At 56.4% G+C, this 21,135-nt stretch carries 19 protein-coding genes; 9 read left to right on the top strand and 10 right to left on the bottom strand.

Annotated elements, in window-relative coordinates:
* Positions 1–235: 235 nt before the first annotated feature.
* The gene (locus KGP16_RS11155) at positions 236–1,216 is read right to left on the bottom strand and encodes a threo-3-hydroxy-L-aspartate ammonia-lyase (RefSeq protein WP_223501337.1); all 981 of its coding nucleotides are present in this window, start codon (positions 1,214–1,216) and stop codon (positions 236–238) included.
* 244 nt (positions 1,217–1,460) lie between these two features.
* Here KGP16_RS11155 and lolC point away from each other — a divergent pair, with 244 nt between their 5' ends.
* The 5 genes from lolC to cobB are packed head-to-tail and all read left to right on the top strand — an operon-like array spanning position 1,461 to position 6,426.
* Positions 1,461–2,663 carry a lipoprotein-releasing ABC transporter permease subunit LolC gene (lolC, locus tag KGP16_RS11160; protein ID WP_094981845.1) on the top strand — a complete coding sequence of 401 codons (1,203 nt, stop codon included), beginning with the start codon at positions 1,461–1,463 and terminating at the stop codon, positions 2,661–2,663.
* Positions 2,656–3,360 (top strand): lipoprotein-releasing ABC transporter ATP-binding protein LolD, encoded by a 705-nt coding sequence (lolD, locus tag KGP16_RS11165; protein ID WP_021178283.1) that lies wholly within the window; start codon positions 2,656–2,658, stop codon positions 3,358–3,360. Before lolC ends, lolD begins: the two co-directional genes overlap by 8 nt.
* Positions 3,360–4,607, top strand: a complete 1,248-nt coding sequence (gene lolE / locus KGP16_RS11170; protein ID WP_021804697.1) for a lipoprotein-releasing ABC transporter permease subunit LolE — start codon at positions 3,360–3,362, stop codon at positions 4,605–4,607. Before lolD ends, lolE begins: the two co-directional genes overlap by 1 nt.
* A gap of 52 nt (positions 4,608–4,659) precedes the next feature.
* Positions 4,660–5,577, top strand: a complete 918-nt coding sequence (gene nagK, locus KGP16_RS11175) for an N-acetylglucosamine kinase (protein WP_024531138.1) — start codon at positions 4,660–4,662, stop codon at positions 5,575–5,577.
* A 9-nt stretch (positions 5,578–5,586) separates the two neighbouring features.
* A complete protein-coding gene (cobB, locus tag KGP16_RS11180; protein WP_059200568.1) occupies positions 5,587–6,426 on the top strand; it encodes a Sir2 family NAD+-dependent deacetylase in 840 nt (279 codons plus the stop codon).
* A gap of 60 nt (positions 6,427–6,486) precedes the next feature.
* Here the strand turns inward: cobB and potD are convergent, their stop codons facing one another.
* From potD to potA, 4 genes are all read right to left on the bottom strand, one after another.
* On the bottom strand, positions 6,487–7,533 hold the full coding sequence (gene potD / locus KGP16_RS11185; RefSeq protein WP_115158379.1) for a spermidine/putrescine ABC transporter substrate-binding protein PotD: 1,047 nt from the start codon (positions 7,531–7,533) through the stop codon (positions 6,487–6,489).
* A 118-nt stretch (positions 7,534–7,651) separates the two neighbouring features.
* Positions 7,652–8,428 (bottom strand): spermidine/putrescine ABC transporter permease PotC, encoded by a 777-nt coding sequence (gene potC, locus KGP16_RS11190; RefSeq protein WP_021804693.1) that lies wholly within the window; start codon positions 8,426–8,428, stop codon positions 7,652–7,654.
* Positions 8,425–9,285 carry a spermidine/putrescine ABC transporter permease PotB gene (gene potB / locus KGP16_RS11195; protein WP_021804692.1) on the bottom strand — a complete coding sequence of 287 codons (861 nt, stop codon included), beginning with the start codon at positions 9,283–9,285 and terminating at the stop codon, positions 8,425–8,427. The genes potC and potB overlap by 4 nt, the downstream gene beginning before the upstream one ends.
* Positions 9,269–10,375, bottom strand: a complete 1,107-nt coding sequence (potA, locus tag KGP16_RS11200; RefSeq protein WP_245398416.1) for a spermidine/putrescine ABC transporter ATP-binding protein PotA — start codon at positions 10,373–10,375, stop codon at positions 9,269–9,271. Before potA ends, potB begins: the two co-directional genes overlap by 17 nt.
* Before the next feature lie 333 nt (positions 10,376–10,708).
* On the opposite strand from potA, the gene pepT reads away from it, so the two are divergent.
* Positions 10,709–11,941 carry a peptidase T gene (pepT, locus tag KGP16_RS11205; protein ID WP_024485244.1) on the top strand — a complete coding sequence of 411 codons (1,233 nt, stop codon included), beginning with the start codon at positions 10,709–10,711 and terminating at the stop codon, positions 11,939–11,941.
* Positions 11,942–11,995: 54 nt separating this feature from the next.
* On the opposite strand, the gene KGP16_RS11210 is transcribed toward pepT, so the two are convergent.
* The 3 genes from KGP16_RS11210 to phoP form a co-directional block, all read right to left on the bottom strand.
* On the bottom strand, positions 11,996–13,117 hold the full coding sequence (locus KGP16_RS11210) for a cupin domain-containing protein (protein ID WP_021804690.1): 1,122 nt from the start codon (positions 13,115–13,117) through the stop codon (positions 11,996–11,998).
* An 80-nt stretch (positions 13,118–13,197) separates the two neighbouring features.
* Entirely contained in the window at positions 13,198–14,655 is a 1,458-nt protein-coding gene (phoQ, locus tag KGP16_RS11215; RefSeq protein WP_021804689.1) for a two-component system sensor histidine kinase PhoQ, read from the bottom strand.
* Between the two features lie 5 nt (positions 14,656–14,660).
* Positions 14,661–15,332 (bottom strand): two-component system response regulator PhoP, encoded by a 672-nt coding sequence (gene phoP, locus KGP16_RS11220; RefSeq protein WP_021804688.1) that lies wholly within the window; start codon positions 15,330–15,332, stop codon positions 14,661–14,663.
* A gap of 352 nt (positions 15,333–15,684) precedes the next feature.
* Between phoP and KGP16_RS11225 the strand changes: the two genes are divergently transcribed.
* Genes KGP16_RS11225 through KGP16_RS11235 form a run of 3 tightly spaced genes read left to right on the top strand, consistent with a single transcriptional unit; the run spans position 15,685 to position 18,977 of the window.
* Positions 15,685–16,935, top strand: a complete 1,251-nt coding sequence (locus KGP16_RS11225) for a nucleoside permease (protein WP_059200572.1) — start codon at positions 15,685–15,687, stop codon at positions 16,933–16,935.
* Between the two features lie 51 nt (positions 16,936–16,986).
* Positions 16,987–18,006 carry an ADP-ribosylglycohydrolase family protein gene (locus tag KGP16_RS11230; RefSeq protein ID WP_223501338.1) on the top strand — a complete coding sequence of 340 codons (1,020 nt, stop codon included), beginning with the start codon at positions 16,987–16,989 and terminating at the stop codon, positions 18,004–18,006.
* The gene (locus KGP16_RS11235; RefSeq protein WP_059200574.1) at positions 18,003–18,977 is read left to right on the top strand and encodes a PfkB family carbohydrate kinase; all 975 of its coding nucleotides are present in this window, start codon (positions 18,003–18,005) and stop codon (positions 18,975–18,977) included. Before KGP16_RS11230 ends, KGP16_RS11235 begins: the two co-directional genes overlap by 4 nt.
* On the opposite strand, the gene KGP16_RS11240 is transcribed toward KGP16_RS11235, so the two are convergent.
* Together KGP16_RS11240 and KGP16_RS11245 are read right to left on the bottom strand one after the other, a co-directional pair.
* Positions 18,964–19,728, bottom strand: coding sequence for a GntR family transcriptional regulator (locus KGP16_RS11240; RefSeq protein WP_223501340.1), 765 nt, complete (start codon positions 19,726–19,728; stop codon positions 18,964–18,966). The two genes, KGP16_RS11235 and KGP16_RS11240, sit on opposite strands and share 14 nt — an antisense overlap.
* A 129-nt stretch (positions 19,729–19,857) precedes the next feature.
* On the bottom strand, positions 19,858–21,126 hold the full coding sequence (locus KGP16_RS11245) for a cytochrome c (protein WP_021804683.1): 1,269 nt from the start codon (positions 21,124–21,126) through the stop codon (positions 19,858–19,860).
* Positions 21,127–21,135: the final 9 nt, after the last annotated feature.

The following is a 21,135-nucleotide window of genomic DNA, read 5'->3' on the forward strand; positions in this document are numbered from 1 at the left end:
TTGCTTGTCACAAAGAATTACTCATTCCTTATACCCTATGGATTTCAAGTTGCAGCTAGGCGCCAAGCTATCTCATCCCCAGGAGCTTACTTTTGTAAGTGACTGGGGTGAGATAGTGCAGGTAACAACGCTGCAGCTTGAAAGACGACGGGTATACCTTGGTTATACTAGCCCAGCGGCGTATAAACTGACACCGGTAAAAGCGCGAGCAAGCTTCCTGTTGGCGGTAATTTAATCAATCCTGCGCCATGGCGAGGTACTGGCCGATTTTATCGACGTCCACGTTACCACCGCTGACGATCACCCCGACTTTTTTGCCCTGCAGATCGATGACCTGATTCATCGCCGCAGCGGCAGCCAGGCAACCGGTCGGTTCGACTACCATCTTCATCCGCTCCATAAAGAAACGCATTTGCTGGCACAGCTGTTGGTCGGTCACCGTCAAAATATCTTCCACATAGTGTTGAATGATCGGGAAGGTGAGATTGCCTACCTGCTGGGTTTGTGCGCCGTCGGCAATGGTTTTTGGTACCGGGATCCATACTTTTTCACCACTGCGGAATGCCTGTTGCACATCGTTGCCCGCCTCGGGTTCGACGCCAAATACCCGGCAGCCGGGCGACCAGTGATGTGCCGCAATGGCGCATCCAGAGAGCAGCCCGCCGCCACCGGTACAAACCAGCAGAATATCCAACGGGCCAACTTCTTCGATCAACTCTTTAGCTGCGGTGCCCTGGCCAGCCATCACCTGCGGATAATCGTAAGGTGGGATCACCGTTAAGCCCTGTTCCGCCGCTAGCCGTTGGGTGATGGCTTCCCGGTCTTCGGTTTGCCGCTGATAGATCACCACGTTTGCACCGTAGCCACGGGTTGCCGCCAGCTTGGCCGCGGGGGCGTCATGCGGCATCACGATAGTAACGTTCACTCCAAGCTCACGGGCCGCCAACGCCATGGCCTGCGCATGGTTACCGGATGAGAAGGCTATTACTCCGGCCTGGCGCTGAGCCGGGGTCAATTGGCTGATGGCGTTAAAGGCACCACGGAATTTAAAGGCCCCAATGCGCTGGAAATTCTCGCACTTGAAAAAGAGCTGGGCACCGGCGATCTCATCCGCCTGGCGGGAAGTCATTACTGGTGTGCGGATCGCGTGGTTTTGCAGGATTTCGGCCGCTTTGGCAATATCGGCGGCGGTGATGCAGTGGGACGTAACGGTCATGGCTACCTCATGTGGTTGGCATTGATTCGTTCAGCCTATTAATTTGCCCGTTGTAAACGGATTGTCAAACGGTTAAGCGGCTGTCAGTCGAAACAACAGTGCCATCAGGAAGGTCAAAATCCGGCATTTTCTGTAAACCCGTGCAAACATGATGAATAAAACCGGCCGGGTGGTTCCATAAACCCGGTAGAGCCTTTATTATCCTTGATCACTTTGCTTAAGCTACGGCAACAAAACGGATTTCATGTATCAACCTGTCGCGTTATTTATTGGCCTGCGTTATATGCGTGGGCGAGCCTCAGACCGCTTTGGGCGGTTTGTTTCCTGGCTATCCACCATTGGCATTACGCTGGGGGTGATGGCGCTGGTGACGGTGCTTTCAGTGATGAATGGCTTCGAGAAAGATCTCGAAAACAACATCCTGGGGCTCATGCCGCAGGCGCTGATCACCAGCAAGCAGGGTTCAATCAACCCTGAACAGCTGCCAGCCTCTGCCGTGCAAAACCTGCATGGTGTCACCCGAGTCACCCCGTTGACTACCGGCGATGTGGTGCTGCAAAGCGCTCGCAGCGTGGCCGTTGGCGTCATGTTGGGGGTTGACCCGCAGCAGCCCGATCCGCTGACGCCTTATCTGGTCAACGTTAAACAGCAACAGCTGCAGCCGGGCGAGTACAACCTGATTATCGGTGAACAGCTTGCCGGGCAGTTGGGCGTCAAGCGTGGCGATCAGCTGCGTCTGATGGTACCGAGCGCGAGCCAGTTTACCCCGATGGGCCGCATCCCAAGCCAACGTCTGTTCACCGTGATTGGCACTTTCCATGCCAATAGTGAAGTGGACGGCTATCAGCTGCTGGCGAACCAGCAAGATGCTTCCCGTCTGATGCGCTACCCGGCGGGCAATATCACCGGCTGGCGTCTGTTCCTGCAACAGCCGTTGACGGTGGACACCCTTAGCCAGCAAACGCTGCCGGAAGGCACCCAGTGGAAAGACTGGCGCGAACGCAAGGGCGAGTTGTTCCAGGCGGTGCGCATGGAGAAAAACATGATGGGGCTGCTGCTTAGCCTGATCGTGGCGGTGGCGGCATTCAATATCATTACCTCGCTGGGCCTGTTGGTGATGGAGAAGCAGGGCGAAGTGGCCATTCTGCAAACCCTGGGCCTGACGCGGCGGCAGATCATGTCGGTCTTTATGGTGCAGGGGGCCAGCGCCGGGATTATCGGTTCGTTGCTTGGCACACTGTTAGGCGTGCTGCTTGCCACCAATCTGAACAACCTGATGCCGATCCTTGGCGCGTTGATCGACGGGGCTTCTCTGCCGGTGGCGGTTGACCCTCTTCAGGTGACGATCATTGCCGTAGTGGCGATGGCGGTCTCGCTGTTATCCACGCTTTACCCTTCATGGCGCGCTGCCGCCGTACAACCCGCTGAGGCTTTACGTTATGAGTAACCATCCTTTATTGCAGTGTGAGCGCCTGTGTAAAACCTATCAGGAAGGCAACCTGCATACCGACGTGCTGCGCAATGTCAGTTTTGCCATGCAACCGGGCGAGATGATGGCGATCGTCGGTAGCTCGGGTTCCGGTAAAAGTACTTTGCTGCATCTGCTGGGGGGGCTGGATTCGCCCACTTCGGGTGAGGTGATTTACAAAGGGCAGTCGTTGAACAAGCTTTCTTCCACTGCCAAAGCCGAACTGCGCAACCGCCAGCTCGGCTTTATCTATCAGTTCCATCATCTGCTGCCAGATTTCACCGCGCTGGAAAACGCCGCGATGCCGCTGCTGATCGGTGGCACGAAACCGGCGCTGGCGAAAGAAAAGGCGCTGGAGATGCTGGCGGCCGTGGGCCTGGAAAAACGTAGCAAACACCGCCCGTCCGAGCTTTCCGGCGGTGAACGTCAGCGCGTGGCGATTGCCCGTGCGTTGGTGAATAATCCTTCACTGGTGTTGGCAGATGAGCCGACCGGCAACCTGGATAAGCGCACCGCAGACAGCATCTTCGATTTACTGGGCGAATTGAACGTACGCCAGGGAACCGCATTTTTGGTGGTCACCCACGATCTGCAACTCGCTAAACGCCTGAGCCGCCAGTTGGAAATGGCAGACGGCCATCTACAGGCGCAACTGACCCTGATGGGGGCCGAGTAATGAGCGCTTCGCCACTTTCATTGCTGATGGCGCTGCGCTTCAGCCGTGGCCGGCGGCGCGGCGGCATGGTTTCGTTGATCTCGGTGATCTCCACCATCGGCATCGCGCTGGGCGTGGCGGTGCTGATCGTCGGGCTAAGCGCGATGAACGGCTTCGAACGTGAACTGCAGAACCGTATTCTGGCGGTGGTGCCGCACGGAGAGATCGAACCGGTCAAGCAACCGTTCACCGGCTGGCCGGAGATCCTGCAACGGGTCGAAAAGGTACCGGGCATTTTGGCTGCGGCGCCCTATATCAACTTTACCGGGCTGATGGAGAATGGTGCTCAGCTACGCGCCGTGCAGGTAAAAGGGGTCGATCCTGCGCAGGAAAAACAGCTTAGCGCGCTGCCAAGTTATGTGCAGGGCGATGCCTGGGCCAATTTCAAAAGCGGTGAGCAGCAGGTGATCCTGGGCAAAGGGGTCGCCGACGCTCTGGGCGTGAAGCAGGGCTCTTACGTCACGGTGATGATCCCCAATAGCGATCCTGAGATGAAACTGTTGCAGCCGAAGCGTATTCGCCTGCATGTCACCGGTATTCTGCAACTTAGCGGTCAGCTCGATCACAGCTTGGCCATGGTGCCGTTGGCGGATGCCCAGCACTATCTGGATATGGGTGACAGTGTCACCGGGATTGCCATCAAGGTCAACGACGTGTTCGCCGCTAACAAGCTGGTGCGTGACGCCGGGGAAGTCGCCGATGCCACCGTCTATATCAAGAGCTGGATTGGCACCTACGGATTTATGTATCGCGACATTCAGATGATCCGCGCCATCATGTATTTGGCGATGGTGCTGGTGATCGGCGTGGCCTGTTTCAACATTGTTTCCACCCTGGTGATGGCGGTGAAGGACAAGAGTGGCGACATTGCCGTGCTGCGTACGCTGGGGGCCAAAGACGGCTTTATCCGCGCCATCTTTGTCTGGTATGGCTTGTTGGCCGGGCTGGTAGGTAGCCTTAGCGGGGTAGTGGTTGGCGTGATTGCCTCGCTACAGTTGACCAATATCATGAAAGGCATCGAAAAGCTGATGGGCCACTCTTTCCTGTCTGGCGACATCTACTTTATCGATTTCCTGCCGTCCGAGCTGCACTGGCTGGATGTCGCTATCGTACTGGGTACGGCAATCGTGCTTAGCCTGCTGGCCAGTTGGTATCCGGCCAGACGTGCCAGCCGCATCGATCCGGCCCGCGTATTGAGCGGGCAGTAATAAAAACCTGGGGCCGGTAGCGGGCCCCATTTTTTTACCCTGAGGGCGAGTTATGTACTACGGTTTCGACATGGGCGGCACCAAGATTGAACTTGGGGTGTTCGACGCCAACCTGCAGCGTATCTGGCAAAAGCGGGTGCCGACGCCGCGTGACGACTACCGGCAACTGCTGGCGGTATTACGCGATCTCACCCATGAGGCCGATGCCGTTTGTGGTACGCAGGGGCTGGTGGGCATAGGCATTCCTGGGCTGCCAAATGAAGATGGCACCTTGTTTACCGCCAACGTCCCGGCCGCGATGGGGCAGCCGCTGCCGCGCGATCTGAGCGCGTTGATTGGCCGTGAGGTCAAGGTCGATAACGACGCCAACTGCTTCACGCTCTCGGAAGCTTGGGACGAAGAGTTTCGCCATTACCCAACGGTGCTGGGCATCATCTTGGGTACCGGAGTTGGCGGTGGCTTGATCGTTAATGGTAAAGTGGTCTCTGGGCGTAACTTTATCACTGGAGAGTTTGGCCACTTCCGTTTGCCGGTGGATGCGCTGGAGGTGCTCGGGCGTGATATTCCTCGCGTTCCCTGTGGCTGCGGCCATGACGGTTGCATCGAGAATTACATCTCGGGCCGCGGATTTGAGTGGATGTATGCGCATTTTTATCAACAACGGTTGCCAGCGCAGCAAATCATTGCGCATTATCAGGCCGGTGAGCCACAGGCCGTGGCGCACGTAGAACGATTTCTGGATGTCCTGGCCATTTGCCTGGGCAACCTGCTGACCATCATCGACCCCCACCTGGTGGTGATTGGCGGCGGCTTATCGAATTTTGCCGCAATTTATCAGGCGTTGCCCCAGCGTTTGCCAGCCCATTTGTTACGGGTAGCCAAACTGCCACGCATCGAGAAGGCACGCTATGGCGATGCTGGCGGTGTTCGTGGGGCAGCGTTCCTCAATTTGGTGGAAAGTCATAAATAAGGAGAGTTCATGCACACTCGCCATCGGTTGTGTCAGTTTCGCAAGAGTAAGCATGTGCGGCATCAGCGTTTTCGCTCGCGGATATTCCAACGCGATACCATGGCGGCGGCAGAGCTGAAAAAGCCGTTTGTCGTGGTGCTGACGGGAGCAGGGATCTCTGCCGAGTCTGGCATCCGTACTTTCCGCGCTGCCGATGGGCTGTGGGAAGAGCATAAGGTGGAAGATGTCGCCACCCTGGACGGTTATCAGCGCGATCCGGCCTTGGTGCAGGAGTTTTATAATGCGCGCCGCCGGCAACTGCAGCAGTCGGATATCGGCCCTAATGCGGCTCATCGTGCGCTGGCCGATTTGGAAGAGTGGCTGGGGGAGGAGAACTTCCTGCTGGTTACGCAGAATATCGACAACCTGCACGAGCGTGCCGGTAGCAAGCATGTGCTGCATATGCATGGCGAGCTGCTGAAAGTACGCTGCACCAGTTCTGGGCAGGTGGTGGAGTGGTTGGGAGACCTGAGCGTGGATGAACGCTGCCACTGCTGCCAGTTCCCTGCGCCTCTGCGGCCTCACGTGGTGTGGTTTGGTGAAATGCCGTTGGGGATGGATGAGATTTACGCCGCGTTGGCCAAGGCCGATTTCTTTATCGCGATTGGCACCTCTGGCAATGTTTACCCGGCGGCAGGCTTTGTTCACGAGGCTCGGTTGGGTGGGGCTTATACCATGGAGCTGAATCTGGAGCCGAGCCTGGTGGAAAGCCAGTTCGAAGAGAAGCATTACGGCCCGGCCAGCGAGGTGGTGCCACGCTTTGTGCACAAGTTCCTGATGGGCAAGGTCGAGCGGGCGGATAAGCCTTAATCGAGCGTCGGGTTAAAAGGTGTGGGGAAATTCAATATGTTCTCCACACCTTAATCTAGGTCAGCGTCCAGCTTTTAGCTGCTGGAAGTAGGTCTCATACAGCGTACTGGTATCACCCACATCGTTTTGCCACTCACCGTTCTCAATCACCGCATCATCCGGATACAGCGACTTGTCGTTGGCGATCTCTTTAGGTAGCAGCTTTCTCGCGGCCAGATTGGGGGTAGGGTAACCGATGGTTTCCGCCACCTGCACCGCGATCTCTGGGCGCAGCAGGAAGTCGATCAGCTTCAATGCACCCTCGACGTTCTTGGCGTTAGCCGGAATGGCCAGGCTATCCATCCAGAAAATGCCGCCTTCTTTCGGCCAGACGATCTCCAATGGAGTACCGGCTTGGCGCGCGACATAGGCCGAACCGTTCCATACCATGCCCAGATCGACTTCGCCTTCCATATACGGATTACCCGGATTATCGGAGTTGAACGCCAGCACGTTTGGCATCAGTTTCTTGAGCTCGTTATAGGCAGCCTCGATCTGTTTGGGATCGGTGGTATTGCCTGAATATCCTAGTTTGCGTAGCGCGACCTGGAACACTTCACGTGCATCATCGGTGAGCAGCACGCGGCCTTTGTATTCCGGTTTCCACAGATCGGCCCAGGCGGTTATGGTGTTGGCATCAATGGCATCCGTATTGACGCCAATGGCGGTGGCGCCCCAGATATAGGGAATGGAGTAATCGTTGTTGGGATCGAACGGCTTGTGCAACAGGTTGGGATCGAGATCGTTAAAGTGGCTGAGTTTGCTTTTGTCGATCTTTTGCAGCATCCCTTCCTTGCTCATCTTGGCGATGAAATAGGTGGAGGGTACCACCAGATCGTACGCGCCATCCTGGTAGGTTTTCAGCTTGGCATACATGCTTTCGTTGGATTCATAGGTGGAGTAAATCACCTTGATACCGGTTTCTTTGGTGAACTGTTCCAGCAGCCCCGGTGGGACATACTCGGTCCAGTTGTAGAAATAGAGCGTTTTGCCGTCGTCCGCGGCGTTTGCTGAGCCAAGGCTCAGTGCCATCATCCCGGCTGCGAGCAGATGTGACCACTTTTTCATGGTGCGGATCCTTTAGCAGTGCGTGTTTTTACAGTATAGCGTGATGCGCCATACCCCAGAGAGCGGCCATTATAAGTGGCGTACCCAACGGGGTAAAGACGCTTATCCCATTGGCAAATCAGTGTTTTTGCCGGTCGCGCAACAGCAGTTGGCTGGTGAGCACCAGCGCTAGCGATAACACCAGCAGAATGGTCGCCAGGGCGTTCACTTCAGGAGATACGCCGACCTTGACCATCGAATAGATCTTCAAGGGCAAAATCTCGTAGCTCGGCCCGGTCACGAACGAAGAGACCACGACATCATCCATCGACAGCGTGAAGCTTAGCAACCAACTGGCGGCGACAGCGGGCATCGCCAGCGGCAGGATGATTTTGCGCAGGATCACCATTTCGCTGGCACCCAGATCGCGTGCGGCTTCCAGCATCTTGACGTCAAAGCCCTTCAGACGCGCATAGACGGTGACCACCACAAAAGGCAGGCAGAAGGTGATATGCGAAAATAACAGCGACCAGAAGCCCAACGAGACGCCTAGCAGCATAAACAGCACCAGCAGCGAGATGGCCATGACGATATCCGGCGACATCATCACCACAAACAGCATGCCACCGACGAAGGGTTTCCCGCGAAAACGATAGCGATATAACGCCACCGCCGCCAAAGAGCCGATCATGGTCGCAAAGCTGGCGGACAACACAGCCATGGTGAGTGAGTGCCCAGCGGCCTGCAACAGGCTGTCGTTGTTCATCAACATGCTGTACCAGTGGGTGGTAAAACCTCGCCAGTTGATGCCAAAGCGCGAGGTGTTGAACGAGTTAACGATCAGGATCACGATGGGAATATAGAGATAGGCGTAAATCAGGCTCATAAAGCCACCGCGCAACAGGCGTCCAATCATTCCAGCTCCCCCTTTTTGTTCAGCAGCTTGGCGGCTCGGTAATAGATCCACAGCATCAGCCCCATCACCAGCGTCAGGCAAATGCTGGTGGCGGCACCAAACGGCCAGTCACGGATATTCAGGAACTGGCTTTTGATGACGTTACCGATCAGCAGGTTTTTGGCTCCGCCCATCAGGTCGGCCACGTAGAACAGCCCCATAGCGGGCAGCAGCACCAACAGGCAACCGGCGATAATGCCTGGCATGGTCAGCGGAATGATGATGCGGATAAAGGTTTGCAGCTTGCTGGCCCCGAGATCGCGGGCCGCCTCCAGACAGGATTTATCCAGCTTTTCCAGGCTGGAGTAGAGCGGCATCACCATAAACGGCAGCAAGATGTAGACCAGCCCCAGCACCACGGCGCCAGAGGTATACATGATGCGTAACGGCGTATCGATGATCCCGGCCCACATCAGGAACTCGTTGAGATAGCCGCGAGTGCTGAGAAACAGCTTCAGGCCATAGATACGGATCAGCGAGTTGGTCCAGAAGGGCACAATCAGCAGGAACAGCAGCAGCGGACGCAGCCTTTGCGGCAGGCGAGCCAGAATAAAGGCAAAAGGATAACCCAGCAGCAGGCAGCACAAGGTGGCGATCGCCGCCATGTTCAGCGAGTGCAGCATCACCTGGCCGTACAGGGGATCAAACAGCCGGGTATAATTATCCAGAGTGAACACCATCTGCACCAGATTGGCATCGTCACGGGTGAGGAAACTGGTACCGATGATCATCAGGTTCGGTAGAAAAACAAACAGCACCAGCCAGCCGACGGTGCCGATGATCACCAGGTTTTGCAGCAAATTACGCGATTTCTTCATCGGCCAGCACTACCTCCCAGCTTGCAACCCAGGTTATCGCCATCTTCTGGTTTAACGAGTGGTCAAAGTCAGGATCGTCTTCATTGAAGAACTCGCTGACCATCACCATCTTACCGTTTTCCAGTTCAACCACCGACTCCAGCGTCATGCCTTTATAGTTGCGTTCGCGCACGTAGCCGATCAGGCCATCTATCTGCTCGCTGTCGTTCACCTCTTCGACGCGCAGATCTTCTGGGCGCAGCAGAACCTTCAGGGATTGCCCTGGCTCGACCGGGAGATCGGCGTAGATATCACATTCGCGGCCTTCCACACGAGCGCGCACCCGCTGCGGATCGATACGATGTAGCACTACCGCGTCAAAGATATTGATCTCACCGATAAAGCTGGCGACAAACAGGTTCTTGGGTTCCTCGTAGATTTCCCGTGGAGTGCCGTCCTGTTCTATTCGCCCGTCGCGCATCACCACAATCCGATCTGACATGGTCAGCGCCTCTTCCTGATCGTGCGTGACGAACACAAAGGTGATGCCCAATTGGCGCTGTAGCGCCTTCAACTCGTTCTGCATCTGCTTGCGCAGCTTGTAGTCCAGTGCCGAAAGCGACTCGTCGAGCAGTAACAGTTTAGGTTTATTCACCACGGCCCGGGCAATCGCGACCCGTTGCTGTTGCCCACCAGACAGCTGATGCGGGCGGCGCTGAGCGAACTCGTCCAATTGCACCATGCGCAGGGCTTCCTCCACGCGCGGCGTTAGCTCCGCCTCTGGGGTTTTCTGCATGCGCAGGCCAAAGGCGACATTTTCAAACACGGTCATATGGGGGAACAGGGCATAGCTTTGAAACACGGTGTTAACGTGCCGATGCTCGGCCGGAATAGCGGTGATATCTTGCCCGTCGAGCACGATCTGCCCGTGGTCGGCATTTTCCAACCCGGCAATCAACCGCAGCACGGTAGTTTTCCCGCAGCCGGAAGGGCCAAGCAGGGTCAGGAATTCACCATCGTTAATCTTTAGGTTGAGAGCGCGGATGATCTCTTTGCCGTCAAAGCTTTTACTCAGGGCGTTCAGTGTAACCAAAGAGGATTGTTCAGTCATTTTAGTGTCTCTATCCCGTACGGTGGTGCAGATAGAACCGCCGCTGGAAAAGACTGCGCGAGCTTACGGGAGTGACCCGTCAGGTACTGAAGCTCAAAGCCAGCGGCGCCGATCAAAAATTTAAGAGGGCGCATGATAGACGCTGAATCCGGTAATTGAAAGCCAAACCGCCTATAAGTCATGCCCGTTGGCCGATTTTTGCGTCGGTAGTTACCCTATTAAACCATCACTTGCTTTAATGATTTGTGTTAAATCTGATTATTAATGACCTGTCTCAATATTTGATCCGGATCGGTTCCGCATAATGAAACGCGAAATTCTGAGGGCGGAACCATGGATAAACTACTAGATCGCTTTTTTAACTACGTCTCATTTGACACACAGGCTAAAGCGAACGTCAAACATGTGCCTAGTACCGAAGGGCAACTGAAGCTGGCGCGTGCGTTGCAACAGGAAATGATTGGGCTGGGGTTTGAACGGGTATCGCTAAGCGAACATGGCTGCGTGATGGGCACGCTGCCTGGCAATGTGAGCTGGCCAGTGCCGGCCATTGGCTTTATTTCTCACCTTGATACCTCACCCGATTTTTCGGGTAAGCATGTGACACCGCAGATAGTGGAAAACTATCGCGGCGGTGACATTGCCTTGGGCATCGGTGATGAAGTGTTATCGCCGGTGATGTTCCCGATCTTGCATCAGATGCTGGGGCAAACGCTGATCACCACCGACGGCAAAACGCTGTTGGGGGCCGACGATAAAGCCGGGATTGCCGAGATCTTGACCGCGATGGTGCGGCTAAAGCAGCAAAAAATTCCTCACGGCGATATCCGCGTGGCGTTCACGCCGGATGAAGAGGTGGGCAAAGGGGCGCATTTCTTTGATGTTGCTGCGTTCGATGCCGAGTGGGCCTACACCGTCGATGGTGGTGGGGTGGGCGAACTGGAGTGTGAAAACTTCAATGCAGCGGCGGTGACGGTCAAAATCGTCGGCAATAACGTCCATCCAGGCAGTGCCAAAGGGGTGATGGTGAACGCGCTGTCGCTGGCAACTCGTTTCCAACAGGAGCTACCGGCCGAGGAAACACCGGAGCATACCGAGGGGTATCAGGGTTTTTACCATCTCAACAGCATCAAGGGGAACGTTGAACGTGCCGAGATGCACTACATCTTGCGGGATTTTGAGCGTGAAGGCTTTGAGGCTCGCAAGCGCAAGATGATTGAAGTCGCGCAAAAGGTTGGCCGTGGGTTACCACGGGATTGCTACATTGAGGTGGCGATCGAAGATAATTACTACAACATGCGTGAGCAGGTGGCCGAGCATCCTCATGTGATCGAGCTGGCACAGCAGGCGATGCGGGACTGCGATATTGAGCCGGTGATGAAGCCGATCCGCGGTGGCACTGATGGTGCGCAGCTATCCTTCAAGGGGCTGCCTTGTCCAAACCTGTTTACCGGTGGCTATAACTTCCATGGCAAGCATGAGTTTATTACGCTGGAAGGGATGGAGCAGGCGGTTGCGGTGATCATGCGCATTGCCACTCTGAGTGCCGAGCGCGCTAAACGGTAGTTTTTTGCGTTAATAGATTGAGTGAGGGGCCAGTTTGCCCCTCACTCATTATGATTAGTCGTTAAAATACCAGTAACCGCTGTTAATCAACGCCGTCAGCAGGGCCAGGAACGATGGGTCGTCCACCGCGTCGCCCAGCAAGGCGGCATCAACGCTGGCGTGCTGGCACAGGGCATCGGCGGCTTGCAGATGTTCGGTGTCGATTAGCTCACCGTTGACAAAGCATTGGTCGCCAACGCGCAGCACGCGCAACCCACCCAAACGTTGTAATGGCTCACCCTGTTGCAGCAGCTCATAGATTTCACCGGCCTGATAAGGCGGCTCTGGCGGCGCGATGTCCAGCTCGTGACGCGACTGCGAAATAAACTCGCCAAACCAGTTCTGGAAGTGCTCCGGCTGCTGCACCAGCTCCAGGATCATCCCACGCAGTGCATCGACCTCATGGGGGAGAACCATCGCCGGATGATCGCGCAGCGCGATATCCGGATCGGTGTAACGTTTGCTGCCTAACTCGCGCGCTAGCACATAGTCGGCATAGCCACTCACCATCTCGCGGCCATTCGGTGCGCGGAAGCCGACGGAATAGTTGAGCGAATTTTCCAGCGAGTAGCCTTCATGCGGGAATCCCGGTGGGATATACAGAATATCGCCAGGCTCCATCTCTTCGTCAATGATGGCGTCAAACGGCTCAACCTGTAACAGGTCAGGGTGCGGGCAGTGCTGCTTCATCGGCACTTTTTCGCCCACGCGCCAACGGCGGCGGCCAGTACCCTGGATGATGAACACGTCGTATTGATCGAGATGCGGGCCAACGCCGCCGCCCGGCACCGAGAACGAAATCATCAGATCGTCCATGCGCCAGTCTGGCAGCTTACGGAACGGTTGCATCAGCGCACTGGAAGGCTGATGCCAGTGATCTACGGCCTGCACCAGCAATGACCAGTTGTTCTCGCCCAGATGGTCGAAACTTTCAAACGGGCCGTGGCCAACCTGCCAGCGACCTTCCTGATGGCTCACCAGGCGGCTGTCCACCTCGTTTTCCATAGCCAACCCGGCCAGCTCATCCGGGGAAATCGGATCGATAAAGTTGTTAAAACCACGCTTGATAATTACCGGACGCTTTTGCCAATAGCGTTGCAAAAAGTCGTTCCAGTCGAGATCTAATTGGTAATCCATGTTCTATTCCAGGATAGAGTGAGCCTGCAGGGATTATAACGGAAGTTAGGCCCCGTGGATCGGGGCCTGAGCGAGAGAATTTAATCGTGATGGTGGGAGTCGTGCTGGCGGGAGAAGGTGACCTCCATCCGTGCTCCACCCAGCGGGCTGTCGCTGATGGTAATTTGTCCGTCATATTGCTCGATGATCTCGGCGGCGACCGACAGGCCAATCCCCTGGCCGGGGCGCAGAGTATCGACGCGTTGGCCGCGTTGGAAGATCAGCTCACGCTTGCTTTCGGGGATGCCGGGGCCGTCGTCATCAATGACGATCGTCAGGTATTTGTCCGAGTGCAGCGAGGTGATCTCCACAAACTCCAGGCAATATTTACAGGCGTTCTCCAGCACGTTGCCCATCACCTCCATAAAGTCGTTTTTCTCGCCCATAAAGGTGACTTCTGGTGAGATATCGAGAGTGATGACTACCCCTTTACGCTGATAGACCTTGTTCAGTGCCACGCTCAGGCTGTCTAGCAGGGCAGAAACCGAATGGATCTCGCGAGTCAGCACGGTTTGACCAGAGTTGATGCTGGCCCGATGCAGGTAATAACCAATCTGTTGCGAGATACGGCTAATCTGCTCGAGCATGATCGGCTCGACCTCTTCGATGGTGGTCTGCTTGCTGGAACGCAGCGAGCGCAGGGTGGTCTGCAATACCGCCAGCGGGGTTTTCAGGCTGTGGGTGAGATCGGACAGCGTAGTACGGTATTTTGTGTAGCGCTGGCGCTCGTTGCGCACCAGGATATTCAGGTTCCGTACCAAGCCACGTAGTTCACTGGGGGGATTTTCATCCAGTTGCTCGCGCTCGCCATTTTCCAATTCACCTACCTGGGTTATCAGCGCCTTGATCGGCCGCAAACTCCAATACGCAGCTAGCCAGAGCAGAGGCACGACCAGTAGCAGATTGGCCAGAAGTACGTAGCTGAACCATTCCCACACCACGTCCGAGCGTTGCAGCTCCTGCGGAATGCTGTCGACCACCACGATGCTCAAGGCGGGCAGGCGTGGGGTAGCGGCATAGGTATTGACGGCTACCGAGTGGGTTAACGCCTCATGGTCGGTGTCATCGTAGTCTTTCAGCTGATCCTGTGCTTTGGGATTGTCGCCCAGCACTTCGCTACTGATGCGGGTGTCGGTGTCTATCTCATAGAAACCGGACTCTTCCAGCCACTCTTTCTGGATCCGTTTTTCCAGCTCCGGTACCGAGCGCTGGCTCCACAACAGGTTGCCTTTTTCGTCGTAGATAAACACCAGCGTTGGGGAGTTGAGATCGAGATCGGGCGGGATGGCAATGGTCAACTTCTGGTCTTTCCACTGCGCCAGGCTGAAGAACAGGTTGCTCTCACCGCGCAGCAGGCGGAAGGCGGTTTTATCAAAGCTGACGATATAGCCGACGACCGCAACCAGCCCGTAGGACAGCGACAGCGCCAGGATCACCCCGGCGGTGGCCATCAGAAAGCGGGCGCGCAGTGAGAAAGGCTTTTTATCTCTGTTGAACATTATGCTCACTTGGCATCGAAACGGTAGCCCTGACCACGTACGGTGGTGATCACTTCCTGTGGGTATTCGGCCTGTAGTTTTTTACGCAGGCGGCCCATTAATACGTCGATGGTGTGGCTTTCGCGCAGTTCGGCATCCGGGTAGAGTTGCAACATCAATGAATCTTTACTGACCACTTTACCCGCGTTACGGATCAACGTTTCGATAATGGTGTACTCAAAGGCCGTCAGTTTGATTTGCTGTTCGTTGACGCTCAGCTCACGGCGTGAGAGGTCGATCTGGAACGGCGGCAGTACGATCACCTGTGAGGCCAGGCCGCTATTGCGGCGCATCAAGGCCTGCATGCGGGCAATCACTTCTTCCAGGTGGAAGGGCTTGGTGACGTAATCATCGGCACCGGCTTCCAGCACCGCCACCTTATCCTGCCAGCTTTCACGGGCGGTCAGTACCAGGATCGGCAACTTCATCTGGTTGGCACGCCAACGACGGATCAGGCTCAGGCCATCTTCACCCGGCAACCCGAGATCGACAATGGCGATATCAGGCGCATGTTCCTGCAGAAAATAGTCAGCTTCTTTGGCATCTTCTGCGGCATCAACCTGATGCCCCATTTCACGCATTTGCACACTAAGATGGTGGCGCAATAGGCCATTGTCTTCAACAACCAGTACTCGCATGGTACAGACTCCTGTTGTTTAGGCGGGTGCAACTCCAGGCACCCACACTGAAAAGGTTACACGCTGTTGGCCACGTTGTGGTAACGCGCATTAGCTGACCATTCCCTGATCGTTTAATTCTGTCATCCATTGATTATCGGCAATGGCTGATAAACGCAGGATAAACAGCGCAGTGCCAAAGGTAAACAAAACTTAAACAAAGCTGACTGCCTGAAGTGTGAGCAGGATCGCTGCAAAGGATTAAAGGTATCATTAAGGTATTATATAGGTATCGTTATGATACTAATACCAGGAACCCTACACCGCTTTCCCGAGCCGAAGCCGGGAAGGTAGCCAGCAAGGATACATAATAATGAAACGTCCTCATCTGAAGCTGTCTGTCATGATGTTTATCGAGTGGTTTATCTGGGGAGCGTGGTTTGTTCCCCTATGGCAATACCTCAACAAACTGGGCTTTACGCCGGGTGAAATTGCCTGGTCGTACAGCAGTACGGCGATTGCGGCAATCCTCTCGCCGGTACTGGTTGGCGTTATTGCCGATCGCTACTTCGCCGCGCAAAAAGTCTTGGGCTGGTTGCATCTGGCTGGCGGGGTGCTGATGTTTATCATCGCCTGGCAAACCACCTTTGCCACCTTCTTCCCGCTGCTGGTGATTTATGCCATCACCTATATGCCGACCGTGGCGCTGACCAACAGCATAGCCTTTGCCAACATTACCGATACCGAAAAAGAGTTCCCGCGCATCCGCGTACTGGGCACCTTGGGTTGGATTGCCTCCGGTCTGGTGGTGGGCTTTATGCTGCCGCCGCTGCTGGGGTTAGGCAATATTTCCGATAGCAACCTGCCGTTAATCATTACCGGCGTGGCCTCGATCGCGCTCGGTTTGTACAGCTTTGTGCTGCCCAATACGCCAGCCAAAGGCTCTGGCCCGGTGGATATCAAGGCGTTGCTGGGCCTGAACGCGCTTGGCCTGCTGAAGGACCGATCATTTGCTACCTTCGCCCTGTGCTCGTTCCTGTTCTGTATGCCGTTGGCGTTTTACTACCAGTTTGCCAATGGCTATCTGACGCAGGTTGGGCTGCCAAATGCCACCGGCTGGATGACGCTGGGGCAGGTTTCGGAAATCTTCGCCATGCTGGCGCTACCGTTGCTGCTCAAGCGTTACGGCATCAAAAAGGTGCTGCTGCTGGGATTTGTGACCGCAGCAATCCGCTATGTATTCTTTATCTACGGCGGCACCGCCGACGTCTGGGCCTACAGCATGCTGTTCCTGGGCATTTTGCTGCACGGCGTCAGCTACGATTTCTATTTCGTGACCGGCTATATCTACGTCGACAAAAAAGCGCCGCCGCATATGCGTACCGCCGCTCAAGGCCTGATCACCCTGATTTGCCAAGGGTTGGGCAGCTTTATCGGTAACTGGCTCGGGGGCCGTGCAATGACCACTTTCGCCCTCGAACAGCCGCGAGACGGTATGACGTTTGACTGGTTCGCCGTGTGGGGCGTTGGTGCGGTGATGGTGGTGGGCGTCATGCTGCTGTTCCTGCTGTTCTTCCGTGAACGCAGCGACAACATCACCCCGATTGACGTAGCACGGTCTTAATTCGTTGCGCCGGGCGTGTTGCCCGGCAAGGTAAAAATTCAGGAGAAAAAGATGAAGCAGTTAACCCAGGAACAACGCGTGGTGGGCGCACTTTATGGCCAAATGTTGGGCGACGCGCTCGGCATGCCTTCCGAGCTGTGGCCGCGTGAGCGGGTTAAGCGCCACTTTGGCTGGATCGACCGCTTCCTCGACGGCCCGGCAGAGAACAGCGCCGCCTGCTATTTCACGGCAGCGCAGTATACCGATGATACCTCGATGGCTCTGGCGCTCGCCGACGCGTTGATCGAGGCCGATGGTGAAGTGGTTCCGGAGTTGATTGCCCGCAACGTGATCCGCTGGGTCGATAGTTTTGACGCCTTCAACAAAAACATCCTTGGTCCGAGTTCCAAACTGGCACTGGGGGAGCAGAAGAAGGGCACGCCGATTAGCGATTTGGAAAACAACGGTGTGACCAACGGCGCGGCGATGCGGGTTTCCCCGTTGGGTTGTGTGCTGCCTTCTGCGCCGTTGGAGCAGTTTTGCCAGCAGGTTTGGCTGGCCTCCAGCCCGACGCATAAATCCGATATCGCGGTTGCCGGTGCGGTGGTGATTGCCTGGGCAGTTGCCAAGGCGGTCGAAGGGGCTAGTTGGGCTGAGATCCGCCTGGCATTGCCGGGAGTGGCAGATTACGCTCAGCGCCGCCAGAGCACCACCTTCAGCGCTTCTTTAGCGGCGCGTATCGAACTGGCCTTCCAGGTAGTTGAACAGGCTGGCGGTACCGAGCAGGCCTCAGAACGGGTTTACCAACTGGTTGGCGCAGGGGTCAGCACCATAGAATCCGTGCCGGCCGCGTTGGCAATGGTTGAACTGGCGCAAACCGATCCTACCCGCTGTGCGATCCTGTGCGCCAACCTGGGCGGTGATACCGACACCATCGGCGCGATGGCCACGGCGATCTGCGGTGCCCTGAACGGTATCGACGCGTTCGACGCGGCCATGTTGGCAGAACTAAAGCGGGTGAATCCGCTGGATATCAACCACTACGCGCAGGCCTTTCTCCGTTTCCGCCAGCGCTGGCAGGAGGCTGAATGAGTAACGAAAGACGCGAGTTATTGCAGACGCTGACCCAGGGCGGCTGGCATCAGCAGTGCCCGGTGACGGTGATTGGCGCAGCGGTAATGGATATGGTTGTGAGCGCCGATGCCTTGCCGGTGCGCGGTGGCGACGTGTCGGCCCAGATGCAGGGGCTGCATTTAGGGGGCTGCGCGCTGAATATCGCCGTGGCTCTGCGCCAGTTGGGCATTATCAGCCGCAATCTGCTGCCGGTGGGAGAAGGCGTGTGGGCAGAGCGTTTGCGTAGCGAGATGGCGCAGCGCGGCGTGAGTTCCGATCTGCAAGTGGGTGGTGAGGATAACGGCTGGTGTTTGGCGCTGGTCGAGCCGGACGGAGAGCGTACCTTTATCTCTATCGATGGCATTGAGAACCAGTGGCAGCCTGAGTGGTTGGCAGACGCGACGCCACAAAGCGGGCTGGTTTACCTTTCCGGTTATCAACTGGGTGCCCGGCAGGGCCACGTGCTGGTGGATTGGCTGTTACGCCTGCCCGAACAGGTGCGGGTGGTGCTGGATATTGGCCCGCGCATTGACGTGATGGCGCAGAGCCTGTTGCAACGCCTTATCCGCCCTGGGGTGATCCTGACGCTAAACCAGCGTGAAGCTCAGCACCTTGGCATGCAGGAAGATATTGCCGGTTTTTGCCAGCGGTTATGGTCAACCACCGGGCAACTGGTGGTTGTGCGCTGCGGCGGGGAAGGCGGATATTACTTTGCCGGGCCGGACGATCAAGGCTGGATCGCCGCTCGTCAGGTCAAAGTGGTAGACAGCATTGGTGCTGGCGATAGCCACAGCGCCGGTTTGCTAGCCGGGCTGGCACTGGGCCTGACCGCCCGCCAAAGCATGACGCTAGCCAATAGCATCGCCGGTTACGTGGTATCACAGGCCGGTGGGGATTGTGCGCCAACCCTGGCCCAGCTCCTGGCCAGCGAGGAACTCAATCCTCGCTGATAAACTCGTACATGTCGCTGCGGCAGAAGCTTTCGCTGTATTCGATCGGTTTTTTCCGGTTGTCGAACAGCGTTTGCTTGATGATCAGCAGCGGCATAGGTTCTTTCAACTGCAGCGCTTGCAGGGTTTCGCCGTCGCTCATGGCGGCGCTGACCTGGCTACGCAGCGATCCCAACTCCACGTTGTTCAAACGGAAGTAGTCATACAGAGAAACGCCAATATCATCAACGTTGGCTATCGCCTCCGCCACCACATAAGACACCGCCACCGACATGGGGCGCTGATCGATAAAGTGAATACGTTTGAGTTTGTACACCGGCGTATGCTCGGCTAGCGACAGTTTCTCGGCCAGTGCGCTATCCGCCGGGATTTGCTCACGGCTGATCCACATGGTGTCCGGTTTACGGCCTTGCAGCATCACTTCGCGTGAAAAGCCTTTCACATCCGCCAGCGAATAGGCCAGTTTAGGTTGAGCCACGGTATTTTGAATAAAGGTGCCATAGCCCCGCGAGCGGCCGATAATGCCGTCCTGCTCCAGGCAGGCAAGGGCTTTGCGTACCGTAATGCGCGAGATCCCCAGCCGTTCGGTGAAATGGCGCTCACTGGGCAGAAAATCCCCCTGGCTCAATACGCCAAGCTCAATGGCCTGCCGTACCGATTCGTTAAAGCGCAGGTAGAGCGGCATAGCGCCAGCGCTGCTCAGATCTTGTTGCAGTTTGTCCAGCAGGCGCTGGTTGGGATCCGTGCTCATAGTCGACCGAAATCCTGTAGCCTCAATGCGATAGCTTATTTAAGGTGATTTCGCCGGGCGGTGCAACCGTGCACGGTGAGATCGGTGGAAATGGTTGGGCCTGGCAGACCAGGCCCGTTGTGGTATTTACTACTGAGAAGGTTTGGTGGCGCTGCTCTCCCGTATTTCTTTGACCTGATCGGCGGTGACTGGAGCGGCGTTATTCCCCCAACTTGTGCGTACAAAAGTGGCTATCTGGGCCACCTGCTGGTCGCTCAGACGCCAGCCAAAGTCCGGCATGGTTAGCCCGGTAGGGGCGTCTAAAGTCATCGGCGTACGTGAACCATGCAGAATGATGCTGATCACCGAAGCCGGGTCTTCCGCCAGCAACGCCGGATTATGGGCCAACTGTGGGAAGGTATTGCGATAGCCCTGGCCATCGCTGCGGTGGCAGGCGGCGCAGTTATCCAGATAAGCCTGCCCGCCTGGGTTGCCTTGGTCGGTGCTGTAGAGTGCCAGCGGCTGGTTGGCCGTTGGCGTTTTCTGCTCATCCCCCGCAGGTAGCGATTTCAGATAGGCGGCGATCGCCTGCAAATCCTCGTCGCTCAGGTGCTGAGTGCTGTCTTGTACCACGTCTACCATGGAGCCAAAGGCGGCAAATCTGTCGCTGTGGCCGGTTTTCAGGAAACGAGTCAGATCTGCCGCGTTCCAACTACCCAACCCGCTGATTGCATCGCCACGCAGGCTGGCGGCGTGCCAACCCTCCAGCGTCCCGCCGCTCAGATAGTCGTCATCCGTCTGGTTCAGCGCCTTCTCCTGGAAGCCAATGCCGCGTGGCGTATGGCAACTGCCGCAGTGGCCCAATCCTTGTACCAGATAGGCCCCACGGTTCCATTGTGCGCTTTGGTTAGCGTCTGGCTGATAGGCGCCATCCTCGCGGAATATGCCGTCCCACATCGCCAACGGCCAGCGCATATTCAGCGGCCATGGGATATCGCTAGCCTTGTTCTGCTGCACCACCGGCGTTACCCGTTGGGTGAAGTAGAGATACAGATCGCGTATATCCTCATCATTGATTTTGGCGAAAGAGGGATAGGGCATGGCCGGGTAGAGCCGAGTGCCATCGCGCCTAATGCCTTTACGCAGGGCGTCGGCAAACTCCTGTAGATCGTAGGCACCGATCCCGGTGGTTTTGTCTGGGGTGATATTGGTGGAATAGATCGCGCCAACCGGGGTGGTCATCTTCAGCCCACCGGCGAATGCCATGCCACCTGGCGCGGTATGGCAGGCGGCACAGTCACCGGCGCGGGCCAGATATTCGCCATGAGCGATTTGCCCGACCTGGTGGGTATCCTCGGCGGCCAGAGCGCTGGCGCTTAATACCAGCAAGGCCAGCAGCGAGGGGGTTAATCCTTTCATCGTCTTCTC

It is taken from the genome of Serratia sp. JSRIV006, assembly GCF_019968685.1.
GTDB classification, from domain to species: Bacteria; Pseudomonadota; Gammaproteobacteria; order Enterobacterales; family Enterobacteriaceae; genus Chania; species Chania fonticola_B.

Excerpts from the sequence above, each read along its gene's own strand:
- KGP16_RS11155 (WP_223501337.1), bottom strand. The coding sequence starts at position 1,216 with ATGACCGTTACGTCCCACTGCATCACCGCCGCCGATATTGCCAAAGCG.
- lolC (WP_094981845.1), top strand. The coding sequence starts at position 1,461 with ATGTATCAACCTGTCGCGTTATTTATTGGCCTGCGTTATATGCGTGGG.
- lolD (WP_021178283.1), top strand. The coding sequence starts at position 2,656 with ATGAGTAACCATCCTTTATTGCAGTGTGAGCGCCTGTGTAAAACCTAT.
- lolE (WP_021804697.1), top strand. The coding sequence starts at position 3,360 with ATGAGCGCTTCGCCACTTTCATTGCTGATGGCGCTGCGCTTCAGCCGT.
- nagK (WP_024531138.1), top strand. The coding sequence starts at position 4,660 with ATGTACTACGGTTTCGACATGGGCGGCACCAAGATTGAACTTGGGGTG.
- cobB (WP_059200568.1), top strand. The coding sequence starts at position 5,587 with ATGCACACTCGCCATCGGTTGTGTCAGTTTCGCAAGAGTAAGCATGTG.
- potD (WP_115158379.1), bottom strand. The coding sequence starts at position 7,533 with ATGAAAAAGTGGTCACATCTGCTCGCAGCCGGGATGATGGCACTGAGC.
- potC (WP_021804693.1), bottom strand. The coding sequence starts at position 8,428 with ATGATTGGACGCCTGTTGCGCGGTGGCTTTATGAGCCTGATTTACGCC.
- potB (WP_021804692.1), bottom strand. The coding sequence starts at position 9,285 with ATGAAGAAATCGCGTAATTTGCTGCAAAACCTGGTGATCATCGGCACC.
- potA (WP_245398416.1), bottom strand. The coding sequence starts at position 10,375 with ATGACTGAACAATCCTCTTTGGTTACACTGAACGCCCTGAGTAAAAGC.
- pepT (WP_024485244.1), top strand. The coding sequence starts at position 10,709 with ATGGATAAACTACTAGATCGCTTTTTTAACTACGTCTCATTTGACACA.
- KGP16_RS11210 (WP_021804690.1), bottom strand. The coding sequence starts at position 13,117 with ATGGATTACCAATTAGATCTCGACTGGAACGACTTTTTGCAACGCTAT.
- phoQ (WP_021804689.1), bottom strand. The coding sequence starts at position 14,655 with ATGTTCAACAGAGATAAAAAGCCTTTCTCACTGCGCGCCCGCTTTCTG.
- phoP (WP_021804688.1), bottom strand. The coding sequence starts at position 15,332 with ATGCGAGTACTGGTTGTTGAAGACAATGGCCTATTGCGCCACCATCTT.
- KGP16_RS11225 (WP_059200572.1), top strand. The coding sequence starts at position 15,685 with ATGAAACGTCCTCATCTGAAGCTGTCTGTCATGATGTTTATCGAGTGG.
- KGP16_RS11230 (WP_223501338.1), top strand. The coding sequence starts at position 16,987 with ATGAAGCAGTTAACCCAGGAACAACGCGTGGTGGGCGCACTTTATGGC.
- KGP16_RS11235 (WP_059200574.1), top strand. The coding sequence starts at position 18,003 with ATGAGTAACGAAAGACGCGAGTTATTGCAGACGCTGACCCAGGGCGGC.
- KGP16_RS11240 (WP_223501340.1), bottom strand. The coding sequence starts at position 19,728 with ATGAGCACGGATCCCAACCAGCGCCTGCTGGACAAACTGCAACAAGAT.
- KGP16_RS11245 (WP_021804683.1), bottom strand. The coding sequence starts at position 21,126 with ATGAAAGGATTAACCCCCTCGCTGCTGGCCTTGCTGGTATTAAGCGCC.